The 21,022-nt window shown below is 70.6% G+C and carries 15 protein-coding genes, 1 pseudogene and 1 riboswitch; of the genes and pseudogenes, 8 read left to right on the top strand and 8 right to left on the bottom strand.

Annotated features, from left to right (window positions below):
* Nucleotides 1-249 precede the first annotated feature (249 nt).
* Nucleotides 250-424, top strand: a riboswitch (cobalamin riboswitch).
* Nucleotides 425-518: 94 nt separating this feature from the next.
* The 5 genes and pseudogenes from HY049_11845 to HY049_11825 all read left to right on the top strand — a co-directional run bounded on the left by HY049_11845 (nt 519) and on the right by HY049_11825 (nt 6,843).
* Complete coding sequence (locus tag HY049_11845; GenBank protein MBI3449592.1) at nt 519-1,445, top strand: hypothetical protein; 927 nt, start codon at nt 519-521, stop codon at nt 1,443-1,445.
* Between the two features lie 736 nt (nt 1,446-2,181).
* A pseudogene (locus HY049_11840) lies at nt 2,182-2,286 on the top strand (OmpA family protein).
* Nucleotides 2,287-2,648: 362 nt separating this feature from the next.
* Nucleotides 2,649-4,700 (top strand): TonB-dependent receptor, encoded by a 2,052-nt coding sequence (locus HY049_11835; protein ID MBI3449591.1) that lies wholly within the window; start codon nt 2,649-2,651, stop codon nt 4,698-4,700.
* Nucleotides 4,700-6,238, top strand: coding sequence for a hypothetical protein (locus HY049_11830; protein ID MBI3449590.1), 1,539 nt, complete (start codon nt 4,700-4,702; stop codon nt 6,236-6,238). The genes HY049_11835 and HY049_11830 overlap by 1 nt, the downstream gene beginning before the upstream one ends.
* Nucleotides 6,239-6,252: 14 nt before the next feature.
* Entirely contained in the window at nt 6,253-6,843 is a 591-nt protein-coding gene (locus HY049_11825) for a hypothetical protein (protein MBI3449589.1), read from the top strand.
* Here the strand turns inward: HY049_11825 and HY049_11820 are convergent.
* The 3 genes from HY049_11820 to HY049_11810 all read right to left on the bottom strand — a co-directional run bounded on the left by HY049_11820 (nt 6,812) and on the right by HY049_11810 (nt 10,796).
* The gene (locus HY049_11820) at nt 6,812-8,176 is read right to left on the bottom strand and encodes a thrombospondin type 3 repeat-containing protein (protein ID MBI3449588.1); all 1,365 of its coding nucleotides are present in this window, start codon (nt 8,174-8,176) and stop codon (nt 6,812-6,814) included. The two genes, HY049_11825 and HY049_11820, sit on opposite strands and share 32 nt — an antisense overlap.
* Before the next feature lie 773 nt (nt 8,177-8,949).
* A complete protein-coding gene (locus tag HY049_11815) occupies nt 8,950-9,738 on the bottom strand; it encodes an ABC transporter ATP-binding protein (GenBank protein ID MBI3449587.1) in 789 nt (262 codons plus the stop codon).
* Nucleotides 9,735-10,796: an iron ABC transporter permease gene (locus tag HY049_11810; protein ID MBI3449586.1), complete on the bottom strand. Its 1,062-nt coding sequence runs from the start codon at nt 10,794-10,796 to the stop codon at nt 9,735-9,737. The genes HY049_11815 and HY049_11810 overlap by 4 nt, the downstream gene beginning before the upstream one ends.
* A 129-nt stretch (nt 10,797-10,925) precedes the next feature.
* On the opposite strand from HY049_11810, the gene HY049_11805 reads away from it, so the two are divergent.
* The 3 genes from HY049_11805 to HY049_11795 are packed head-to-tail and all read left to right on the top strand — an operon-like array spanning nt 10,926 to nt 15,129.
* Nucleotides 10,926-12,317, top strand: coding sequence for a TldD/PmbA family protein (locus HY049_11805; GenBank protein MBI3449585.1), 1,392 nt, complete (start codon nt 10,926-10,928; stop codon nt 12,315-12,317).
* Complete coding sequence (locus HY049_11800) at nt 12,314-13,687, top strand: hypothetical protein (GenBank protein ID MBI3449584.1); 1,374 nt, start codon at nt 12,314-12,316, stop codon at nt 13,685-13,687. The genes HY049_11805 and HY049_11800 overlap by 4 nt, the downstream gene beginning before the upstream one ends.
* Complete coding sequence (locus HY049_11795) at nt 13,684-15,129, top strand: aspartyl protease family protein (GenBank protein MBI3449583.1); 1,446 nt, start codon at nt 13,684-13,686, stop codon at nt 15,127-15,129. Before HY049_11800 ends, HY049_11795 begins: the two co-directional genes overlap by 4 nt.
* 24 nt (nt 15,130-15,153) lie before the next feature.
* On the opposite strand, the gene HY049_11790 is transcribed toward HY049_11795, so the two are convergent.
* From HY049_11790 to HY049_11770, 5 genes are all read right to left on the bottom strand, one after another.
* Nucleotides 15,154-17,613, bottom strand: coding sequence for an ABC transporter permease (locus tag HY049_11790; protein ID MBI3449582.1), 2,460 nt, complete (start codon nt 17,611-17,613; stop codon nt 15,154-15,156).
* A gap of 106 nt (nt 17,614-17,719) precedes the next feature.
* Entirely contained in the window at nt 17,720-18,280 is a 561-nt protein-coding gene (locus tag HY049_11785) for a DUF1003 domain-containing protein (protein ID MBI3449581.1), read from the bottom strand.
* 38 nt (nt 18,281-18,318) lie between these two features.
* Nucleotides 18,319-19,344, bottom strand: coding sequence for a phosphotransferase (locus HY049_11780; GenBank protein MBI3449580.1), 1,026 nt, complete (start codon nt 19,342-19,344; stop codon nt 18,319-18,321).
* Nucleotides 19,341-20,405 (bottom strand): NDP-sugar synthase, encoded by a 1,065-nt coding sequence (locus HY049_11775; GenBank protein ID MBI3449579.1) that lies wholly within the window; start codon nt 20,403-20,405, stop codon nt 19,341-19,343. The genes HY049_11780 and HY049_11775 overlap by 4 nt, the downstream gene beginning before the upstream one ends.
* Complete coding sequence (locus tag HY049_11770; GenBank protein MBI3449578.1) at nt 20,402-20,980, bottom strand: class IV adenylate cyclase; 579 nt, start codon at nt 20,978-20,980, stop codon at nt 20,402-20,404. Before HY049_11770 ends, HY049_11775 begins: the two co-directional genes overlap by 4 nt.
* Between the last annotated feature and the right edge of the window lie 42 nt (nt 20,981-21,022).

Raw genomic sequence — 21,022 nt, 5'->3', positions numbered from 1 at the left:
GACGGCAGCCACTATCTCGCGAAGTTCACGTTCAGACGACGCCTGCTTATCCGCACGGGGACGGGAGACGTGCGCGCCTCGAGGCGCTGATACCCGACCGAAGCGCACTCTGTGTCCGGCGCGATCGTGTCTACAGGTTTCAACAAGTGTCGACAGGGTTCGCCGGTGCCGCATCCCTGGTCTCGGTTTCCACTATCCCCTTGACCACTCGCCATGGTCGGCGTACTCTCACCGCGCTGCAAGATGTCGTTCTTTCCAACGGGACCGGGTGTCAGGGAAGAGGGTGCGAAGCCCTCGCTGTCCAGCAACTGTAAGCGGCGACGAAATCCGCAAGGCAACCCACTGGGGATGAAAACCCCGGGAAGGGGCGGAGAGTAGGCCCGAGCCGCGAGCCAGGAAACCTGCCCGAGCCCATTTTCGTCAACCGCCTTCTCGGGAAAAGGCTGGACGATCGCCGGGTGAGCTCCCATCCCCCGGCGCCTCCACACCCCGAGAGGTCAGTCGCCAAGGAGGGACTCATGTCCCAGCGAAGACTGACTCTCGTTGCTTCCGCACTTTCAGCGATTCTTGTTCTCGGCACCCTCGCGCCGACCAACGCCCACGCGGGCGCCGTCGTCCTCGATCTGCGCACCGATCCGAACCTGGACGTCCAGGGAGCCGGCCCGGCGACGTTCGCCTTCGACGCCTCGACCGCCGCGAAGTTCCCGTCGGACGCCAGCGGCTCTCTCGTCGAGCGCTTCGACTCGACGCACCCCTCGACGCGCGCCGTCGCCGCGCTCGGCGCCTCGTACACCGAGGCCGACGACTTCGTCTTCGGGGCGATCCTCTCGATCCGCGCGGCCGGCTTCGAGACCGATCCGTTCGGTTTCCACCCGATCACCTTCTCGCTCATCAACTCGCAGACCACCGGCTTCAACCGCACCGGGAACGTCGCAGACTTCCGGAGCGACACCTTTGACACGATCGACGTCGCCTACTTCCCGCAGGTCTCCCCCTTCTTCGGCGGGCCATTCCTGTCCCCGGCCGTCTACGGCTCGGCGGTCTCGGACGACGCCTTCGCGGACTTTACCTTCAGCAGCACGCAGTTCGAGCTGCTCCCCGGGGCGACGTACCTCGTGACGGCGGAGCACAGCGCCGCCGATCGGAGTCTGGTCGTGACCGTCTACGGCCTCGGGGCGGGGGGGCTTCCGGTGGCGATTCCGGGAGGGAGGACCGTCGTCGACCTCTCGATTCTGACCGGGTTCAGCGTCGATTCGGTCGCGATCACCGCGTACGAGGACGGCTTCAACGTCTTCACGCAGTCGGGGCGGTCCGTCCGCGCCGACGTCGACTACGACCTTCTCTTCTTCGCGCCGGGATCGCTGGGCGGGGCGGCTTCGCTCCCCGCGCTCGCGGGGATCCTGAGGCGATCGGGAGAGGGAGCGCGTGGCCTCTCGGCTCACTGAGCGCGTCCTTGTCGTCCTCGTGACGATGGTGTCGGTGGCGACCCCGGCCGCCGCCGACACCGTGGACTGCTTCGCCGATCGGGTCGTCTCGTTCACGAGCGGGTTCGCGGATCCGAACACCGGCTTCCGTTACGCTGAGCTGCCGGGGATCGTCCTCGGCCCGCCGGGGGACTCATTGCCGACGCAGGGGTCGACGTCGGTGGTGTCGCTCGGCCACGGGGGGTCGATCACCCTCGCGTTCACCGACAACGCGATCGTCGACGGCCCGGGCCCCGATTTCATCGTCTTCGAGAACGCCTTCTTCGTCGGGGCGACGCCGACGACGCCGACCTCCACCTGCAACGTCTTCGCCGAGCCGGGGACGGTCGAGGTGTCGTCGAACGGCTTCACGTGGGTCGCCTTCCCGTACAACGCCTCGGCTCTCTCGCTGGTCGGCTCGCAGCAGACGCCGTGCTCCGCGCTCCCGATGCTTCAGGGGCTCGCGGGGATCACGCCGACCTTCACCGGGAACTGGACGATCCCCGACGATCCGGCGACGTGGGATCCGAACGGCACCGGCGGCGTCTCGGGAGCGGGGGGGGACGCCTTCGATCTCGCGACGGTGGGCCTCACTCAGGTGCGATTCATCCGGATAACGGATCTCAATCTCGGGACGGGGCTCGCGGGGACGGCGGAGGGGTTCGACCTCGACGCGGTGGTGGCGCTCCACGCCATCCCTCTCGGGCAGGGAGGCCCCGACACCGATGGCGACGGCCTCTCCGACGCCGACGAGTCGAACGTCTACGGGAGCGATCCCTTCCGCGCCGACACCGACGGGGACGGGGTGGCCGACGGCGTCGAGGCGGCGACCTGCCGCTCCCCTCTCACGGCCGCGATCGCGCCGTCGTTCGTCTACGACGCCGGGCTCGGCTTCCCCTCGACGGCCACCGACTCGCTTCGGTGGAACTTTCTCTCCTCGGCGGCGACGTACGACCTGATCCGCGGCGGCGTCGGGAGCGTCCTGAAGTCGAGCAATCCCCTCAACCTCGGCGCCGTCATGTGCGTCGAGGACAACTCGTTCAACCTGACGTCGGCGGATCACCCCGACACCGCCATCCCGCCGCTCGGCGCGGCCTTCTACTACCTCCTGCGCCCCAAGAACGGCGACTACGGCGCGACCTCGAACGGCCGCGGGCGGATTCCCGCGTCGGGAGACTGCGTGCCATGAGGGCGCTCGTCGCCGCGCTCCTGATCGCCGCGTGCGCCGGCGTGATCCGGGCGGACACGGCGGATCCCAACACGCCGGCGGCCGACGCGAACCGGCCCGTGGACGGGGGGACCGAGAAGGTCGAGGTCGTCGGCAAGAGGGGGACGGCCGGCGAGGCGCCGACATCGTTCGTCACGACGATCCGCCCCGAGGATTTCGCGGGGCGCGTCGTCACGCTCGCGGATCTCCTCGGCGAGACGCCGGGGGTGAGGGTCCGCCGCTACGGCGGCGTCACCGGCTTCGCGACGGCGATGATCCGCGGCTCGGCGTCGAACCAGACGATCGTCTGCGTGGACGGTGTGCCGCTCAACTCCCCGTTCGGAGGCGCCGTCAACCTCGCCGACATCCCGCTCGCGGGGCTCGACGCGATCGAGATCCACCGGGGGTTCGCCCCCGCGTCGCTTGGCGCCTCGTCGATCGGGGGGGTCGTGAACGTGCGCACGCGCGCCCCCGAGGACGCCGATCGAGTCACCGCAGCCGTCTCGACGGGATCGTTCGGCACCCGCACGCTGTCGTCCCTCGCCGATTGGGGGACGGGGCCGATGAGGTGGGCCGCGTCGGCGGAGTCGGAGACGACGAAGGGAAACTTCCACTTCCTCGACAACCACGGCACCGAGGCGACGACGGGTGACGATCGGGTGCGCGTCCGCGCGAACAACGAGGCGTGGTCGACGGCACTCCGCCTCCGCGGGGATGTCCCGCTCGCCGGCTCGAGGACTCTCGCCGTCTCGACCGAGTGGCTCCGGCGCCGGCAGGGTGTCCCGGGGATCGACGCCTTCCAGTCCGAGCACGGCACCTTCTCCCTCCAGCGCGGCCTTGTCAGGGTCGGGAGCGACGCTCCCGAGCCCGCCGCGGGCGGGTGGAGCCTCGGCGGATCGATGGACCACGCGTACACGTCGGAGTCGTTCGCGGACCCGATCGCCGGGGCCAACCCGACGCCGCGGGACCAGACGACGCGCGTGGAGGGGACCGGCGCCACGGTGACGCTCATCGGCCGGCCTTCGGCCTCGCAGCGCATCTCGGTCCTGGTGGAGCCGCGGGCGCAGAGCGCGTCGTCGATCGACCGGCTCAACCCGGCCGGCGAGGCGATCGCCGCCCGCCGCGCGTCGGCGAGCGCCGTCGTCGAGGACGAGATCCACCTCGCGGCCGGGCGCATCCTGGTCGCGCCGTCGCTTCGCTACGATCTCATCTCGGATCGAAGCCATGGCGGCGCTCCGGGGGCCCCGGCGGCGCCGGCCGGTGATCTCTCGTCCACCTCCGGGAGGCTCGGCGGGATGCTCATCCTCTCGCCTCGATGGTCGGTCCGGGGGAACCTCGGCCGCTTCTACCGCGCCCCCGACCTGATCGAGAGGTACGGGAACGAGGGGACGATCGCCGGCAACCCCGCCCTCCTCCCCGAGCGCGGGATCAACGGGGACATCGGCGTCACCTTCGAGGGAGGGAGCGCGGGAGCTCTCGACCGCGTGCGGCTGGAGCTGACGGCGTTCCGCACCGACGCCGACAACCTGATCCAGCTCAACCCGCTCACCTCGCGCGTGCTCAAGGCCTTCAACACGGGCCAGGCCCGGATCACCGGGATCGAGACCTCGGCCTCGCTGCGGCTGTGGAAGCGGCTCGTCGCGTCGGCGAACTACACGCACCAGAGGCCGATCGATCACGGCGACACGCCGACCGCGGGGGGCGATCTTCCGGGACGGCCGCGCGACGAGGCGAACGCGACGGAGTCGCTGACCGTCGGGCGCGCGACGCTCTTCCACCGCTTCGCGTACGTCGGGGCGAACGCCATCGGGCCGGTCGCCGCGATTACGGGAAACCTCCCCGGCCCCAGCGCCTCCCTCACGAAGCTTCCGTCCCGCTACCTCCACGACGCGGGGGTGAGGGTCCGCGCGAGCTCCCGGACGGAAATCGCCCTCGAGGTGGACAACCTCCTCGATCGCCGGGTCGTGGACGTGGCGCGCTACCCGCTGCCCGGTCGCAGCCTCTTCCTCAAGATCGCGACGAGCTTCTGATGCCCTCGCGCATTCCCTTCCGTCGCCTCGCCGTCGCGCTCGCGCTGGCCCTCGCGTGCGCCGCGTGCGGTCACGATTTCGTCTTCAACGGCGGACCGCCGCACGAGCCCGCGACGATCGCCGCCACGTACGACATCAGCGCCTCCTACCCGACGCTCTTCTTCCCGGAGTTCTCCGCGACGGGCGTCAACCTGGACCTCACGCTCGAGATCGACCCGAACTCTCTCGGGAATCCCTCGGGGATCTTCGCGGGAACCGTCACGGTGCAGGGGGCGACCGTCGCCGGCCTCGCGAAGCACGTCGACCCGAGCGGCCCGATCGGCGTGACCGGGAGGATCGCGGGAGGGGAGATCGCGATCGACCCGTTCGGGCCCGTCACCGTCGGGAACACCATCCTCTTCCCCGCGCTCACGGGGGCGATCGAGCCGGGGGGCCACAGGCTCGACGGCGTCGCCGAGCTGGGGAATCTCCCCGAATCCGGAAGCTGGTTCGGCATCAAGCAGCGCCGGTATCTCATCGCCGCGACGGACTTCTCGACGCAGGGGACCGTCTCAATCGTCACCGTCCGCTACGACGTGCAGTTCAAGGTGAGCCGCGACGTCGAGCTTGTAAGCGGCGACGCCGTCGCGGCGGCCTCCGCGGGAGGGGCTTTCGTCGTCAACCGCCTGTCGTTCGACAACGTCCAGGTCCTCGATCCGGCGAAGGGGTTCACGACCGCGCGCCAGTTCTCGACCGGGAGCGGCAGCAACCCGCACGACGCCCTCCTCGCGGCCCCCGGGAAGCTCTACATCCCCCGCTACGAGACGGCCTTCAACGACATCCTCATCGCCGACCCGGCGACGGGGGCGGAGGTTGGGACGATCCCGCTCGTCGCGATCGCCACGAACGCGAGCCGGAGCGCGCGCCCGGATCGCCTCGTCCGGGCGAACGGGATGGTCCTCGCGACGCTCCAGAACATCGACTCGACCTTCTTCGAGTACGGCCCCGGCCTCCTCGCCTTCATCGACCCGGCGGACGGCACGGTGGTCCGATCGATCACGCTGGCCGGGCAGAACCCGATCGGGCCGCCGTCCATCCGCCCGGACACCGGGGAGGTGTACCTGGCCGACGCGGGGATCTTCCAGGGGCTGTTGCCGCAGACGCTGAGCGGCGGCGTGGAGGTGATCGATCCCATCTCGCTGACGACGCGCGGAATCCTCGTGGACGACGACGATCTCGGGGGAAACGTCTCGGGGGTGGCGGTGACGTCCGGGACGGTGGGGTATGCCGTGGTCGTGACCTCGGCGAGCCGCAACGACGTCGTCGCCTTCGACCCGAACAGCGGTGCCATCGGCTCGACCATCCTCTCGACGGCCGCGCTCATCCCGGAGATCCGCTACGATGGGGACGGCTTCCTTCTCGTGGCCGAGCACGACCTCTCGAACCCGCGCCTGAGGGTCTTCGACGCCGCCACGGGAACCGAGATCACGAGGATCGCGCTGTCGCTGCCTCCTTCGTCGATGGCGATCCTGACGCGAAGCCTGACCGTCACCCCCTGAGGCGGAGGATTGAGATGCGGACGACGACATACCTGGGAAGGCTCGCGCGGCGCGCCGGCGCGCTCGGGATTCTGGCGTCAGCCCTCTGGCTGCCCGCCTCGGCCGGAACGATCACGTTCACGCTGGATCCGCCGGCGCTCGAGAGCCTCCTGCGCGCGGTCACCCCGTACGAGGTCGTCGTCGGCAAGCACGGTCTCTCAGAGACGCTCACCCTCTCGAACCCGCGCGAGGTGCGTTTCGTCAACGGGGGCGTCCAGCTCAAGCTCGACTACAGGGGCACTCCCCTGCCGATCGAGGACGTCCTCGAGGTGTCGCTCTCACTGACGTGGAACGACATCAAGAAATCGTACGAGGCGAGGATCGCGAGCCTCCCCCTGAAGCTCCCCGCCTTCGGCACGATCGATCTCGCCGACCACCTGCGGCCGTTCTCGATCCCGTCCGTCTTCTCGGAGGTCGCGGGTGAGGGATCGGCCCAGATGGGGATCGAGGGGAAGATCCTCTCGCTCAAGGTCCTCGACACCATGATCCAGGCGAGCGCCGACGTCACGTTCAGGAAGGCGCCGCCGGTTGCTCCTACTTCACCTGGACCACGGACGTCTCGCTGAGCTCGGCGAGCCCCGTTCCCTTGTTCTTGCCGAAGACCCTGAAGTAGAGGTTCGGGTTCGCCCCCGCGCACGCCTTGGCCCACTTCTTCGCGGGCATCGTCCATGAGAGCCCCTTGAGCAGCGTCGAACCGCTCGTCACCTGGGCCGTCGGGAGGAACGTCGAGCTCCACGAGACGAAGACCTTGAACCTGTTGTAGACCTCGGGCGACCAGGAGATCGTGGGCGGCGGATCGAGGCACGTGAGCTGGCCCGCCAGCGGGAAGGTGATGGTGATGTCGCACGCGTCACCCCCCTCGTTGTCGCCGTCGCTGTTCTGCTGGCCGGGGTTCGAGTTCAGCGGGCAGTTGTCGCACGCATCGCCCACGCCATCCCCGTCCCCGTCGGTGTCGCCCGGGTTGTAGACGGTGGGGCAGCTGTCACAGGCGTCGCCGACTCCGTCCCCGTCAGCGTCCTGCTGCCCGGGGTTCGAGACCGCCGGGCAGTTGTCACAGGCGTCGCCGAGTCCGTCGCCGTCCACGTCCGTCTGGCTCGGGTTGTAGTTGAAGGGACAGATGTCGCACTGATCGGCGTGCCCGTCGCCGTCGTGATCGGACTGGCAGGGATTGAAGACCCCGCAGTTGTCGCAGGCGTCGCCGACCCTGTCGTTGTCCGAGTCGACCTGGTTCGGATCGACCACGAACGGACAGTCGTCGCACAGATCCGCGATCCCGTCCCCGTCGGTGTCCGGGACGGTCGGCGGCGACGTGGAGCACTGGTTCGTGATCTGGAGATCGAACGAGTGGGGGGGCGCGCCGATGCCGTTGTTGTCGGTGGCCGTGAAGACCACGATCTCGCCGCCGACGTTGGCCGCCGTGGGCTTCCAGAGGCACTCGCCGGTGACCGTATGAGCCGGCGGCCCGTAGGTGCACTGCATCCCCTGCGGAAGGCTCGCGTCACCCAGCTCCACGATGTCGTTCACGTCCTGGTCGCTCGCCTGGAGATCGAAGCAGAGATAGTTGCCGACGTCGACCGATCGCGTCCCGCCGGACGGCGGCGTCGGCGGCACATCGAAGTGGGGCGCGAAGGGCGGCGGGTTGATCACCTGCACGAAGAAATCCACGGCGGTCTTGCCGCCCTTCAGCGCGCCATTGGGATCGAGGTCTTCGATGACGATCTGCGTCGAGTAGTTGCCGAACCTCTCGTTCGGATCGGACGACAGCGTCGCGCCCGTCGTGTTCCAGGTGACGAGCCCGGTGTTCGGATCGACCGACAGGGCATTGGGCGCGTTCGGCGGCCCGGGATGGACGAACGAGAAGCTGCCGGCCTCGGTCGGAGTCGCGAGGCGCCACCGCATCGGATCCCCGTCCGGATCGGTCGCGAGGACGAAGAACTGGCAGACCGTGTTCAACTCGCAGCCGACGATTGGCGTGATCAGGGTCTTCGGCGGCTCGTTCGGCCTGTTCGGATCCAGATCGACGAGCGACTCGACCCGGTAGCTCAAGCCGGAATTGTTGATGTGCTCGGGGAGCAGCGTCCGGCAGCAGGAATCGACCGCGGCGACCCAGGGGGTGCCGTTGTCGTTCTCCGCCGAGTAGGTGTAGTCCAGAACCTTGTCGGGGGCGTTCGGATCCTCGATCTCCGCCTTCGCGATGACCCAGTTCTGCTTGAGGTTCATCGCGATGACCTCCCAGCGCAGGAGGTTGTTCGGATCGAGCGGAACGTTGGCGTCGCCCGTGTCGAGGGTCGTAAAGCCGATGATCTCCTTGAAGACGTCCCCGACGATCACGCGATTGTCCGACCCGCTCCCCACGTATCCATCGCGCCGAAACGCGGCGGTGAGCGTGAACTCGACCGTGAGGGGAGAGATCGCGGGGAGCTTCTTCCATGTGAGCGTCCCGAACCGGAAGTGCGTGGCGAAGGCCGGAGAGGCCGCCGCCGAGAGGCCGAGAAGCACGCCGAAGAGGACGATCAGGTGGATCGATTTGCGCATCGAGTCTCCTGTCGACCCGCTCGAGGGATCCCCCGGCGGACCAGCATATAAAGATGATGGGGGAGCCCGAGCCACCCCCTGACCGGCGGCAGTCTAGCTCTGAAACAATGTGAACATCAACAACTTAGAAAGGAATGCTACGGGAGAGCGAACGGGCGTCCGGTGGCGTCATCCTTCACGACCCGAAGCGGGGTATCGAAGAGGTCGGAGAGGATCTCCGCGCGGAAGACCTCAGCGGCTCCCCCGTCGGCGATGACCCGGCCCGCCTTCAGCAGGACGAGCCGGCGGCAGAAGCGCGCGGCGAGGTTGATGTCGTGCGACGTGATCGCGACCGTCAGCCCCTCGCGGGCGTTGAGATCTGAGAGCAACGCGTAGATCTCGAGGCGGTGGCGGATGTCGAGAAAGGCCGTCGGCTCGTCGAGTAGAAGAAGACCCGGCTCCTGGGCGAGGGCGCGCGCGACGAAGACGAGCTGGCGCTCGCCGCCGCTGAGCTGGCCGATGAGCCGGCCGGCGAACGGAGCCGTTCCAGTCCTCTCCATCGCGCGCCGCGCCGCGTCGAGATCCTCCCGGCTCTCGACGCCGAGGAGGCCGAGGCGGGCCGCCCGAGCCATGAGGACCACCTCGATCGCGGTGAAGTCGAAGGTGAGGCGCGATTCCTGCGGGACCACCGCGATGCGCCGCGATCGCTCGCCCGCCTCGAGCGCCGCCATTTCCACGTCGCCGCCGGGACCGCCGGTCAGCCGGACGCCCCCCGTGCGCGGCGCGAGGACGCCGGAGAGGATCCGGAGGAGCGTGGTCTTCCCCGAACCGTTCGGGCCGATGAGGCCCACCATCTCCCCGGCGCGGACCGAGAGGGACAGGTCGTGGAACAGATTCCCGTCGCCGTAGCCGAAGCCGATCGAGCGCGCCTCGAGGCCCTCGCTCACGACGCCCCACCCTCCTCGCCGCGGACGGCGAAGAGCCAGAGGAAGCACGGGCCGCCCGCGATCGCCGTGATGACGCCGACGGGGATCTGCGTCGGCGCGAGGAGGACGCGCGCGAGCGTGTCGGCGACGATCAGGATCAGCGCGCCGAGCAGCGCCGACGCGGGGACGAGGAGCCGGTTGTCCGGCCCGAACCACAGGCGCGCGAGGTGCGGGACCATCAGGCCGACGAAGCCGATCAGCCCCGAGACCGAGACGGCCGCCGCGGTGACGAGGCACGCCGCGAGGATGGCGAGGAGGCGCACGCGCGCGACGGGCGAGCCGAGCTGCGCCGCCGTCTCCTCGCCGGCCGACAGGAGATTGAGGTGCGGCCCCAGCAGCGTGAGGCCGATCACCCCGGCGGACACGCAGACGTAGATGGCCGCCAGGAGGCTGCCGGACGGAGGCGAGAGGCTTCCGACCAGCCAGTACATCACCCCCTGGTACCGCCCGACATCCGCCACGGTGACGACGAAGAGGATCAGCGCGATGCAGGTTGCGTTGAGGACAGCCCCCATCAAGAGCATCGTCGCCGCGTTCTTCCGGCCCCGCGCCCGCGACAGCGCGAGAAGGCCGAACACGGCCGCGACCGCCCCGGCGAAGGCGAAGAAGGGGCGAAGCGCGGGCCCGAGGTCGCTGGTCGCAGGAGCGATCGTGCTCCAGAGGATGGCGCCGAGGCCCGCCCCGCCGGAGAGGCCGAGGATGTAGGGATCGGCGAGCGGGTTCCGGAGCACCGACTGGAGAGCCCCTCCCGCCGAGGCGAGCGCCGCGCCGACGATCGCCGCGAGGAGGACGCGCGGCAGCCGCACGTCGGCGAAGATGGCCCGCGCCTCGGAAGGTCCGCGCCCGAGGAGAACGGCGGGGAGATCCGAGAGCCCGACGTGGCTGCTCCCGATCGTCGTCGCGAGGGCCCCCGCCGCGCAGGCCGCGGCCGCGAGCGAGAGGGTGACTCGAAGCGCCCGCGCCGCCGTGTGCCGGCGGGACGCGTCGAGGGAGGGAGGGACCGATCGATCGGGCGTCACCCGTCGATGCTAGGGACGCGACCCCGGGGAGTCAAACCGCGCGCCCGCTTCTTGAATCGCTTCGCGAGCGGGGGCTAAGATGCCCGCCTGCCGCATCCGTCCATCCAACACCTCACGGAGGAGCGCCCGATGGTCTCTCGCACGCGAGGGCGCGCCGCCTCAACCGACGACGTCGTCCCGGATTTCTTCCGGGTGGAGCTCCTGTTCCACGAGAGACGCTCGACGGTCCACCTCTCGCGGCGCGACGGCCTCGCGCGCCCCGCGCTCCTGCTCGAGGAGACCGGGTGCCGCGCGAGCGGGATCGCCGGATCGAGGCCGTTCACCGCCGTCCTCGACGATCCGTCCCCCGGGATGCTGAGGCGCGCGGCCGGTGATCTCGCCGACGCCCTTGCCGAGCCCGCCTCGATCGCGGAGATGAGCGTTCGGGAGCGGACATCCCTCTGGATCGATCCGATCCGCGCCATCTTCGACGCGTGGACCGAAGAGCTTGCCGCGGGATCCGCGCGCGCGGGCGCCGAGGTGATCGGCGCGAAACTCGACGCGACCATCTCCCTCGCCCGCGTCGTGGTCGCCCGGCCGCGCGACGCCGCGCCGTTCTTCGCGGCCCGCGATCTCCGCGCGACCGTCGAGGGGCGCTGCTCCGTGACACTCCGCCGCAGGGAGCGCATCGTGACCGTGGAGGCCTCCCGGTGGGCCGACGGCTTCGCCGATTCTGCGGTCGCCGCCACCGCCGCGTGGCGGGACGCCGCCGCCGAGTGCGTCGCGCGCGGCGTTCCGCGGCTCGAGGCCGTCCCGCCTCCCGCGTTCGAAGGCCCCGCCGTCTTCGGCCCCGAGGCCACGGGAGTCCTGCTGCACGAGATCTGCGGGCATCTTCTCGAGGCGGATCTCGTGACCGCGGGCGTCTCCCCGTTCGCGCGACTGGCCGGGGAGAAGATCGCCTGCGACGAGCTGACGCTTCTCGACGACCCGACTCTCGCCGGCGGTCGCGTGCGCTTCCTGATGGACGACGAAGGGCGCCAGGCCCGAGCCACGGTGCTCATCGAGGCGGGGGTGCTCCGCGGCTTCCTGTCGGACGACGCGACGGCGGCGGCCACGGGAGGAGAGTCGACGTCGGGCTCGAGGCGCGAGTCGTACCGCTTCACGTCGCTCCCCCGGATGACGAACCTCGTCCTCGCCGAAGGCCCGCGCGATCCGGAGGAGCTCGTCGCGCCCATCGCCCGCGGCCTTCTCGTGGATCGTCTCGGTCGCGGGCAGGTGGACCCGCGCCGCGGCGAGTTTCGTCTCGAGGTCGAGTCGGGGCGCCTCATCGAGGGAGGCCGGGCGGGGCGCCTCGTGACGCGCGCCTTCCTCGTCGGCGGGTGCCGCGAGCTGCTCCGATCGATCGACGGCGTGGCGAACGACGTGAGGATCGACGTCGGCGCGGGGTCGTGCATCAAGGACGACCAGATCGTTCCGGTCGGGCAGGCGGCGCCGTCGCTCCGGGTCTCGAAGCTGAAGGTCCTGCCGGGAGTCGCCTCGTGATCGATCGGACGAAGGACGCCGCGGCCCGCCTCGCCGCGGAGGCCCTCGACGAGGCGGAGCGGGCCGGGGCGGCCGCCGCCGACGTGTACGTGAAGGAGTCGATCTCGCGCGAGACGTCGCTGCCGTCGGGAGCGCTCGGCCGATCGGCCGAGCGCGGGATCGCGCTGCGCTGGTTCGGAGCCGATGGGCGATCCGCCCTCGCCGCCGCGACGCTGCGCGTCGGAGACGACGAGCCGTCGGTGGGCGCCTCCCCGTCGGCGCTCGCCCGCCGCGCCGCCGACACCGCGGCGGGCTCGGCGCCGGGCGCGCGGACGCTCCCCTCCCCATGGGTCGCCGACGGCCGCGGCCTCGGCCTCTTCGACCCCGACCTCGACGGATCTCCGGAAAGCCTCCTCGCCGTCGCCGAGCAGATGCGGAATCACGCGCTCGAGGCGGCGGCCGGGTGCGAGGCGGAGATCCGGCTCGTCGCGACGATCTCGACGGTGCTCCTCGTGAACAGCTCGGGCTTCTCGGGGTCCTTCCGGCAGTCGATGGCGAGGCTCGACCTCACGATGAGCGCGGGGCCCGACCGGCGCCACGTGTCGGCCCGCGTCGTCCGCGCCGCGAGGAGCCTGCGGGGGCTCGCCGCCGACTCTGCGATCGTGGAGGCGATCGGGCTGATGGAGGAGGCGGAATCGCCGAAGCTCCCGCCGGCCGGAATTCACGAGGTCGTCCTCGGCCCGCGGGCCGCGGCGGAGATCGTCGCCGCCGTCGCCCCCTGGGTCACGCAGGGCGTTGCGGCCGGCGCCGAGGGGTCCCGCCGCGCCGCGCCGTCCCGCGGGGAAAGGATCGGCGGGCAGGCGCTGACGATGCTGGACGACGGCAGAATCCCCGGGGGGGTCGCCTCCGCTCCGTTCGACGGCGAGGGATGCCGGACGCAGCGCACGGTCGTGATCGAGCGCGGCGTCGTGCGCGAGCTCCTGCGCGATCTGACGGGGGGTGAAGGGGGCGAGGGGTCGACGGGCAACGGTGTGCGCGCCTCGTTTCGTGAGTCCCCGGAGCTGAAGACCTCCAATTTCTTCATCAAGCCGGGGGCGGGCTCGCCTGCGGAGCTCATCGCCTCGCTGAAGCAGGGGATCCGCATCACGACGCTCGGGCGGCTCCCGCGGCTCTCCGGCCCCGAGTCGGCGTTCGCCGTCCCCTTCACCGGCAGGTGGATCGAAGGAGGGCGCCTCGGCGCGCCCCTGGCGGGCGGGTACCTCGCGGGGACGGCTCGGGAGATCCTCGGCGAGATCGAGGCCGCGGGGACCGACCTCACGTTCTTTCAGCGCGGCGGCTCGTTCGGAGCGCCCTCGCTCCTCCTGAGACGGGCGCCGATCCGATCGTCATGACGGGCGGGCGCGCCGGATCGCACCGCGGCGCGAGCGCCGTCATCGCCCTCGCGCTCGCCGGCGCCATCCTCGCCGCCGCCGCGGCCGATCCCGATCCGAACGCCCCCGCGGGCGCCCCGGCCCCTCCCCCCCCCGATCCCGTCGCCGTCGCGCAGAAGCTCCTCGACGCCGACAGGTGGCAGGAGGCCCTCGACGCCGCCAGGGGAATCGTCGCCGCGCATCCCGAATCCGCCGCCGCCGGCACGCTGTTGGCCGACGCGCTCTATCGACGCGGAGATTTCGAGGAGGCGGAGGCGGCGTACCGCGCGGCCGCGGCTGCAGACCCCAACTTCGCCCCCGCCCAGTTCGGCATCGGAAGAATCCTCCGCACGGTCGGGCACTACGGCGACGCGGCCGAGTCCTTTCACCGGGCGGCGGCGCTCGACCCGAACAACCCGCGCTACGTCCGCACCCTGTCGAATCACCTCGCGAAGCGGGAGGACGTCATCAGGCTCCTCACGCACTACCTCGACATGCCTCCCGTCGAAGGCGAGGGGGTGATCAACAACGTGCGCGCGTGGATCGAGCTCTTGAAGGAACTTCGCGATGAGCCCCTGGGGGAGATCGTGACGTCCGACCCCACCGATCTCCCTCTGAACGTGCTGCGCGGCCAGGCTTACCTGAAGGCCGACGTGAACACCGCGGCGGGGCAGCGGTTCGCCTTCGACACCGGCGCGACGGGGCTCACCATCTCGCCGCGGCTCGCGAAGCTCGCGAAGGTGAAGACGATTCGCCCCTTCACGGTGACCGGGATGGGGGGAAAGGGAGTCGTCGACGGCGACCTGGTGCTGATCAAGAGCCTGAAGCTCGGAGGGGTGTCGATCCGCAACGTCTCCGCGACGATCGCGGAGCCCAGGGGAGACGAGGAAGGGCTCTTCGGCCCGCCGATCCTCGGGAGCTTCCTGATCCGGGTCGACCTCGATCCGGGGACGCTCGGCCTGAGGCTCAACGACGGGAAGCCCGACGCGCCGAAGCCTGCCGGCAGCGCGCCGGCGCCGCTCGCGATCCCCTTCCGTAACGTCGGCGGTCAGATCTTCGTGAAGGCCTCCCTCAACGGAACGCCGCTCAACGCGATGGTCGACACCGGAGCGTCGTCGTCCCTCGCCACGATGTCGGCCGCGCCGCGCGTGCCGGGACTCGAGCTCCTCCCCGGCGACTGGGTCCAGGGGAGATCGGTCGGGCTCGCGGGGAGCCTCGCCCGCAAGGCCCTGCGCGAGGCGACCCTCTCGTTCGGCGGAGTCGACTTCAAGGCCGACCGGATGCCGTGCGTCGATCTCGCCCGATTCAGCCGCGCCCTCGAGTCCGAGGTCTACCTCGTGATCGGCTTTCCCGAGCTCGCCCGGTTCGTGACGGAGATCGACTACCGCACCAACACGCTGACGCTCACGCCGAAGGCGAAGTGACCTCCGTCCGTCGCCGGGCCTCGGTCACTCGCATCGAAGCGCCGAGGTGGGCTGGATCGCGGCGGCGCGGCGCGCGGGCAGGTAACAGGCCGCCGCGGCCGTCAGCGGGAAGATCGTCGCGACGGCGAGATACGTCAGCGTGTCGGTCGGGCTGATGCCGTAGAGGATCGCGCCGATGGCGCGCGTCGCGGCGAAGGCGCCGGCGAGCCCGAGGGCGACCCCCACGAGGGTGACCTTCAGCCCCTGCGAGATCACCAGCCTCAGGATGTCGGCCGGGCGCGCTCCGAGCGCCATCCGAATGCCGATCTCACGCGTCCGGCGGCTCGCGAGATAGGCGATGAGCCCGTACAGACCCACGACGGCGATCGAGCTCCCGAGAAGGCCGAAGAGCATGAAGATCCAGGCTCCCGCGCGGGGGAGGAGGAGCGATACGCTCGTCGCCTCCTCCAGAGTCTGGAGGCTCATCACGGGCATCTTCTCGTCGATCGCGCGCGCCACGTCGCGGACGGCCGCCTCGAGGGGCGCGGGATCCCCCGGAGCCGCGGCGATGAGCGTCTCGTCGCCGAACGACGCGGCGCCGTACCCCTGGTAGAGGCAGGAGCGCGGCGACTCGCCGAGCGTCCGGTACTTCGCGTCGCGAACGACTCCGATCACCTCCCAGCGCTCCGCTTCCCGGCCGACGACGATGCCGCGGCCGATGGGATCCTCCCCGGGCCAGAAAGCGCGGGCAAGGGACTCGTTGACGATTGCAGTGCGCGTGGCCGCGGTGACGTCGCTCTCCATGAAGCTCCTTCCCCGCACGACACGGATCTCCATCGTCTCGAAATACCCGGGGCCCGCGGTGGCGACGTCGACCTCGTTCTCCTCCCCGTCCGCCGGGGCCGGAGCGCCTTCCGGACGCGCGTCGGTCGTGCGGACCTGGAAGCTCAGCGGCAGATGCGACGTCACCGCGGCCGATGTGACTCCGGGAAGGGCGCGCACCCGCGCGAGGAGCTGGTCGTAGTAGGCGCGGCTGCGCTCGGACGAGTAGCCGCGAAGCGTCGGGGAAAAGCCCGCGCTCACCACGCCTCGCGTCCTGAACCCCGGATCGATCCGGTGGGCGTTCAGAAGGCTGCGGAGCGAGAGGCCGGCGCCTATCAGGAGCACCAGGGAGAAGGCGACCTGCGCGACGACGAGAGCCGACTGGAGCCGCCGCCGCGGGCGCGCCCCGCCGCCTCCCGACTCCCCTTTCAAACCTTCGACGAGCCCGGGGCGCGAGGATTCGAGCGCCGGGGCCAGACCGAAGGCCAGTGTGGTGACGAGCGCGAGGCCGAGGGTGTAGGCCAGCACCCTCCCGTCGAGCGGCGCGCCGAGCGTCAGCGTGATCGGGAAGGGCAGCTCGAGCGAGCGCATCGCCGCGAGCAGCGCCGAATGAGACCAGGCTCCGAGGAGCAGCCCTCCCGCGGCCCCACCGATCGCGAGCAGCAGACTCTCGACGAGGAGCTGGCGGACGATGCGCCCCCTGGGCGCGCCGAGGGCGAGCCGGACGGCGAACTCTCGCCGCCGCGCGGCCGCCCGCGCGAGAAGCATGTTGGCCACGTTGGCGCTCGCGATGAGGAGAACGAGCCCAACCCCGGCGAGGAGGACGAACGACACCGGGTAGAGGACCGACTCCATTCCCGGGACGATCGTGACGCTGTTCGCGGGCAGCAGATCCACTTCGCGCGTCCGGTTCGTGTCGGGGTACTCGCGCTGCAGCCGCTTGCCGACCGTCGCGGCCTCCGCCCGCGCCCCGGCGAGGGTGCTCGCGGGCTTCAGCCTCGCCATCGCCATCATCCAGCGGGAGCCACGTCCCTCGAGATCGCTCAGGCGCCGCCCGGTCGTCCAGCGCATCGGGATCCAGACGTCCGGAGAGATCATCCGGTAGAGTCCCGTGAACTCCCGCGGGGCGATGCCGATGACGGTGAAGAGCGAGCCGTTCAGGCGCAGCGTGCGGCCCAGGATTCCGGGATCTCCCGCGAAGCGGCGCTGCCAGGCGGCGTGGCTCAGGACCACGACGGGCGCCGCCCCGGCTCCTTCCTCATCCGCCGCCGTGAAGGTCCGGCCCAGCGCGGCCCGCACGCCGAGGGTGGTGAAGTAGTCCCCTGTCGCCGTCTCGCTCATCACGACGGTGTTGCTGCCGCCGGTCTCGAGGGCGAGGGGCTCGAGGGCGTACCCGAACATTCCGGTGAGGCTCTTCGTCCCGTCCCGGATGTCGCGGTAATCCGGAAACGCGAGGGGGGTGTGCGTCGCGATCCCCTCGTGCGCCCGGTTGTAGACGCCGACGAGCTCGCCGGGCCTCTCGACGGGGAGCGGCTCGAACAGCAGCCCGTTGACGACGCTGAAGAGGGCGGTGTTGACGCCGATGCCGAGGGCCAGCGTCGTCATGGCGACGAAGGCGAAGCCGGGGCTCTTGCGCAGGACGCTCGCCCCGTGGACGAAGTCTCTGACGAGGTCGAGGAACATGGCGGCACCCCCGGGGACGGGCGACGCGCGGGAACGCCCGGCGGGCGGCCTCGCGTCGGGGGCTATAACGCCGCAGAGGCCGGATCGTTTCGCCGTACCCCGAATTTCAGGTGGCGCGCTCTCCGCCGCGACCCACCTCGACGAGCTTCTCCAGGTACTCGATCTGCCGGTGCTGCATCGCGACGAGCTGCACCCACTGCGCGTCGCGGAACTCGTCGAGCTTCTTGTGAATCTGCCCGATCTCGATCTCGGCCTTCAGGTTGATCTCGTAATCGTGCTCGGCCCGGACCCGGTCCTTCTCGTTCTGCCGGTTCTGGCTCATCATGATCACGGGGGCCTGCAGCGCGGCGAGTGTCGACAGGATCAGGTTGAGCAGGATGTACGGGAACGGGTCGAAGGCGCCGTCCTTGAGCACCTGGCTGTTGATCAGCATCCAGGCGGCCATGATCGCGCCGAAGGTGAAGATGAAGGTCCACGAGCCGCCGAAGGCCGCGACGACGTCGGCGACGCGATTGCCCAGAGAGAGCTTCTCCTCGTACTCGGTCTCGATGTCGCGGGTGACCGTCCGCCTGTCGGCGAGGGCCTTGCGGACCCGCTCCTCGATCTCCGTCACCTTCGATCGCGGGCGCGCGGGGACGACGCGCGCCTCGATTCGCTGCTGAGCCATGGCGACCTCCATGAATCCCGCGAGGGACGATGCCGGCGTCAACTTAGCAGAAGAGGTCCTTCGAAGAGCTCGAGAATCCCGCGCTCGCCCCGGCGCTCGAGGTTGGTGCGGATCGACTCGAGAGTGGGGGGAATGCTCGGGAGGTAGCCGCGATTCCCCTTGACGACCGCCTGGTAGGCGAAGGTGCCGATGGCCTTGATGTTCCGCTGGAGGCACGTCCGCTCGAACTCCTCCTCGAAGGAGCCCGGGCGGGCCTCGCCGGGTTGCGAGCGCCCCGTGACCTCGAGGAAGAAGTCGAGCATCTCCTCGATCAGCTCCTCGGGGAGGCGCACGTAGGAATCGCGGAGGAGCGACGCGAGGTCGTATGTGTACGGTCCCATCCGCGCGTCCTGGAAGTCGACCATGTAGAGGCGATCCCCCCTCACCATCAGGTTCCGGGAGTGGTAGTCGCGGTGGCACAGCACGCGGTCGTATCCCGCCACCGTCTCGGCCAGCGATTCGAGCCACGCGTCGAGGTCGGCGGCCGCGGCGGGCATGAGGGGTGAGCCGAGAAGCCCCGTGACGTAGTGCTCGGCGAAGAAGCGGAGCTCGAAGAGGAGCCTGTCGCGGTCGAGCGCCGTCCGCGCGGCGGGCAGGTCGGGCGAGAGAGCGCGCGTCCCCTCGCTCTGGAGGTGCGCGAGGATCTGGACCGCCTGGCGGTAGAGGAAGTGCCGTCGATCGGGAGACGCCGTCATGAGGTGCGCCATGAGCGTCGCGTCGCCCAGATCCTGGAGCAGGAGGATCCCTTCTCCCGGGTACGAGCCGACGATCTCCGGGACATCCGCCCCGATCTCCTTGAGGAAGCGCCCGTGGACGAAGTACGGAAGGTCGTCGAGCCGGAACGGCTCGGGATGCACCATCGCGACGAGGGGGCTCATCGTCGCCAGCCGGATTCTGAAGAAGGCGCGATCCGACGCGTCGCCTGCGAGAGGCTCGCACGAGACGGCGTCGCCGAACCGACGCCGGGCGAAGGCCAGAAGCCTCCGCGTCATCGCCGGCCGGGGCCCTCCGTTCCCTTCGCTCATGGAAGGGGAACCTCCGTGCGACCGGACGGGCCGGCGGGATCGAGCATCACCAGCCTCGCGATCACGGTCGCCCGCTCGGGGATGTCGACCCCCTCCCACACGATGGAATCGGCGACGCGCGCTCCGGCGCCGACGCGCGCCCCGGACGCGACGAGCGAGCGCGACACGCGCGCGCCCGGCCCGACACGCGCCCCGGGTCCGAGGACGCTCTCCTCGACGCGCGCGTCGCCCGCGACCTCGACGTCATGCGCGGCGAAGGAGGGAGGCTCGCCCGCGAGCCGCGCACCGCACTCCGCGGGAAGCGCGTCGAGGAACGCGGCCTCCCGCAGCAGGCGAAGGTGCGCCCGGCGGTAGAGCGAAGGGCTGCCCGCCTCGACCCACCACCCCTCGTGGCGAAAAGCCCCGAGGCGGCCTCCCGCCCGCAGGTGCGGGAGGTAGGCGTCGCGCACGATCTCGGAGGGGCCCGACGCGGGGAGGCGCCCGATCGCGGCGGGGGTGACGATGTGCACCCCGATGAAGGTCGAGGGCTCCCCGTCCGAGCCGGCGTCCCCGATGCCGCAGACGGCGCCGCGGGGATCGAGGCGGACGGTCGAGTAGACCTCGTCCAGCTCGCGCGGCTTCACCGCGAGGGTCGCGATCCCGTGCCCCTCGGCGCACGCCCAAACGTGCGCGGCGGTGAGGGCGGGGAGAGAGACGGCGGCGAGCGAGTCCGCGTTGACGACGAGCAGGGGCGCCTCGCGATCGAAGTGACCGAGCGCCGCCCGGATCCCTCCTCCCGTGCCGAGGAGGAGCGGCTCGAAGGAGGTCTCCACCTCGAGCCCGGAAGGCGTCCCGCCGTCGAGGAGGGCGATGAGCGACTCGGGGCGCGCGTGCAGGTTGACCACCGCCTTCGTCACGCCATGGCGCGCGAGGAAGTCGAGGGCGTGCAGGAGGAGCGGCCGGTTCATCAGGGGGAGCGCGGGCTTCGCGCGATCGACGGTCAGGGGACGCATCCTGAGCCCCTGGCCGGCCGCGAGGACCATCGCCTGGCTCGGGATCCCCGCGCCGCCTCCCCGCGTCATGGCGCGCTTCCCGCGACGGCGGCGAAGGTCATGTCGGTCAGCGGTCGGCCTCGCGCGCCAAGCCATTCCCTGAAAACGGTGCGGTAGTCGTCCACGATGAAGTCGCGCTCCGACGCCCCGAGGCGCGCGGCGAGACCCGGGATCGCGGCGGCCGGCGCCTCGATCTCGACGAAGCAGCCCATCGGCGTCTCGTCCAGGTCAATCGTCGCGCCGTCGAGCGTGAAGACCGTCCTGTACTTCTCGTAGCGGTAGGTGACGACGTATCCGGCGCGCTCGAGGATCGCCGCCAGAACGGCGGGCGCCGACACGGTCGTCTCCAGCTCCCGCCTCACCTTCGCCGTCGCCTCGGAGGCGACCTTCTCCTTGTACGTCAGCGCCCCCTGCCCGTCGCTCGTCGCGCGCACCCTCAGGAGCCGGCTCGACGCGGCGAGGTCGCCGGACGGGGTGTCGAAGACGAGGTTCTCCTCGAAATGCCTGGGCCGCGCCTCGACGGCTCCGGCCGCGAGGAGGGCGCGCCGCGCAGTGCCGACGTCCGGAAACGATAGTTTGATCTCGACTTCGAGCGCATCGCTCATCGGCGCCGTCACCCCGGAAACAGGCCCGCATCGCGGGCCGGG

This window comes from Acidobacteriota bacterium, assembly GCA_016195325.1.
Taxonomy (GTDB): Bacteria; Acidobacteriota; Polarisedimenticolia; order JACPZX01; family JACPZX01; genus JACPZX01.
The sequence above is the reverse complement of the archived record's forward strand: the minus strand, read 5'-3'. Positions and strand labels throughout refer to the sequence as shown.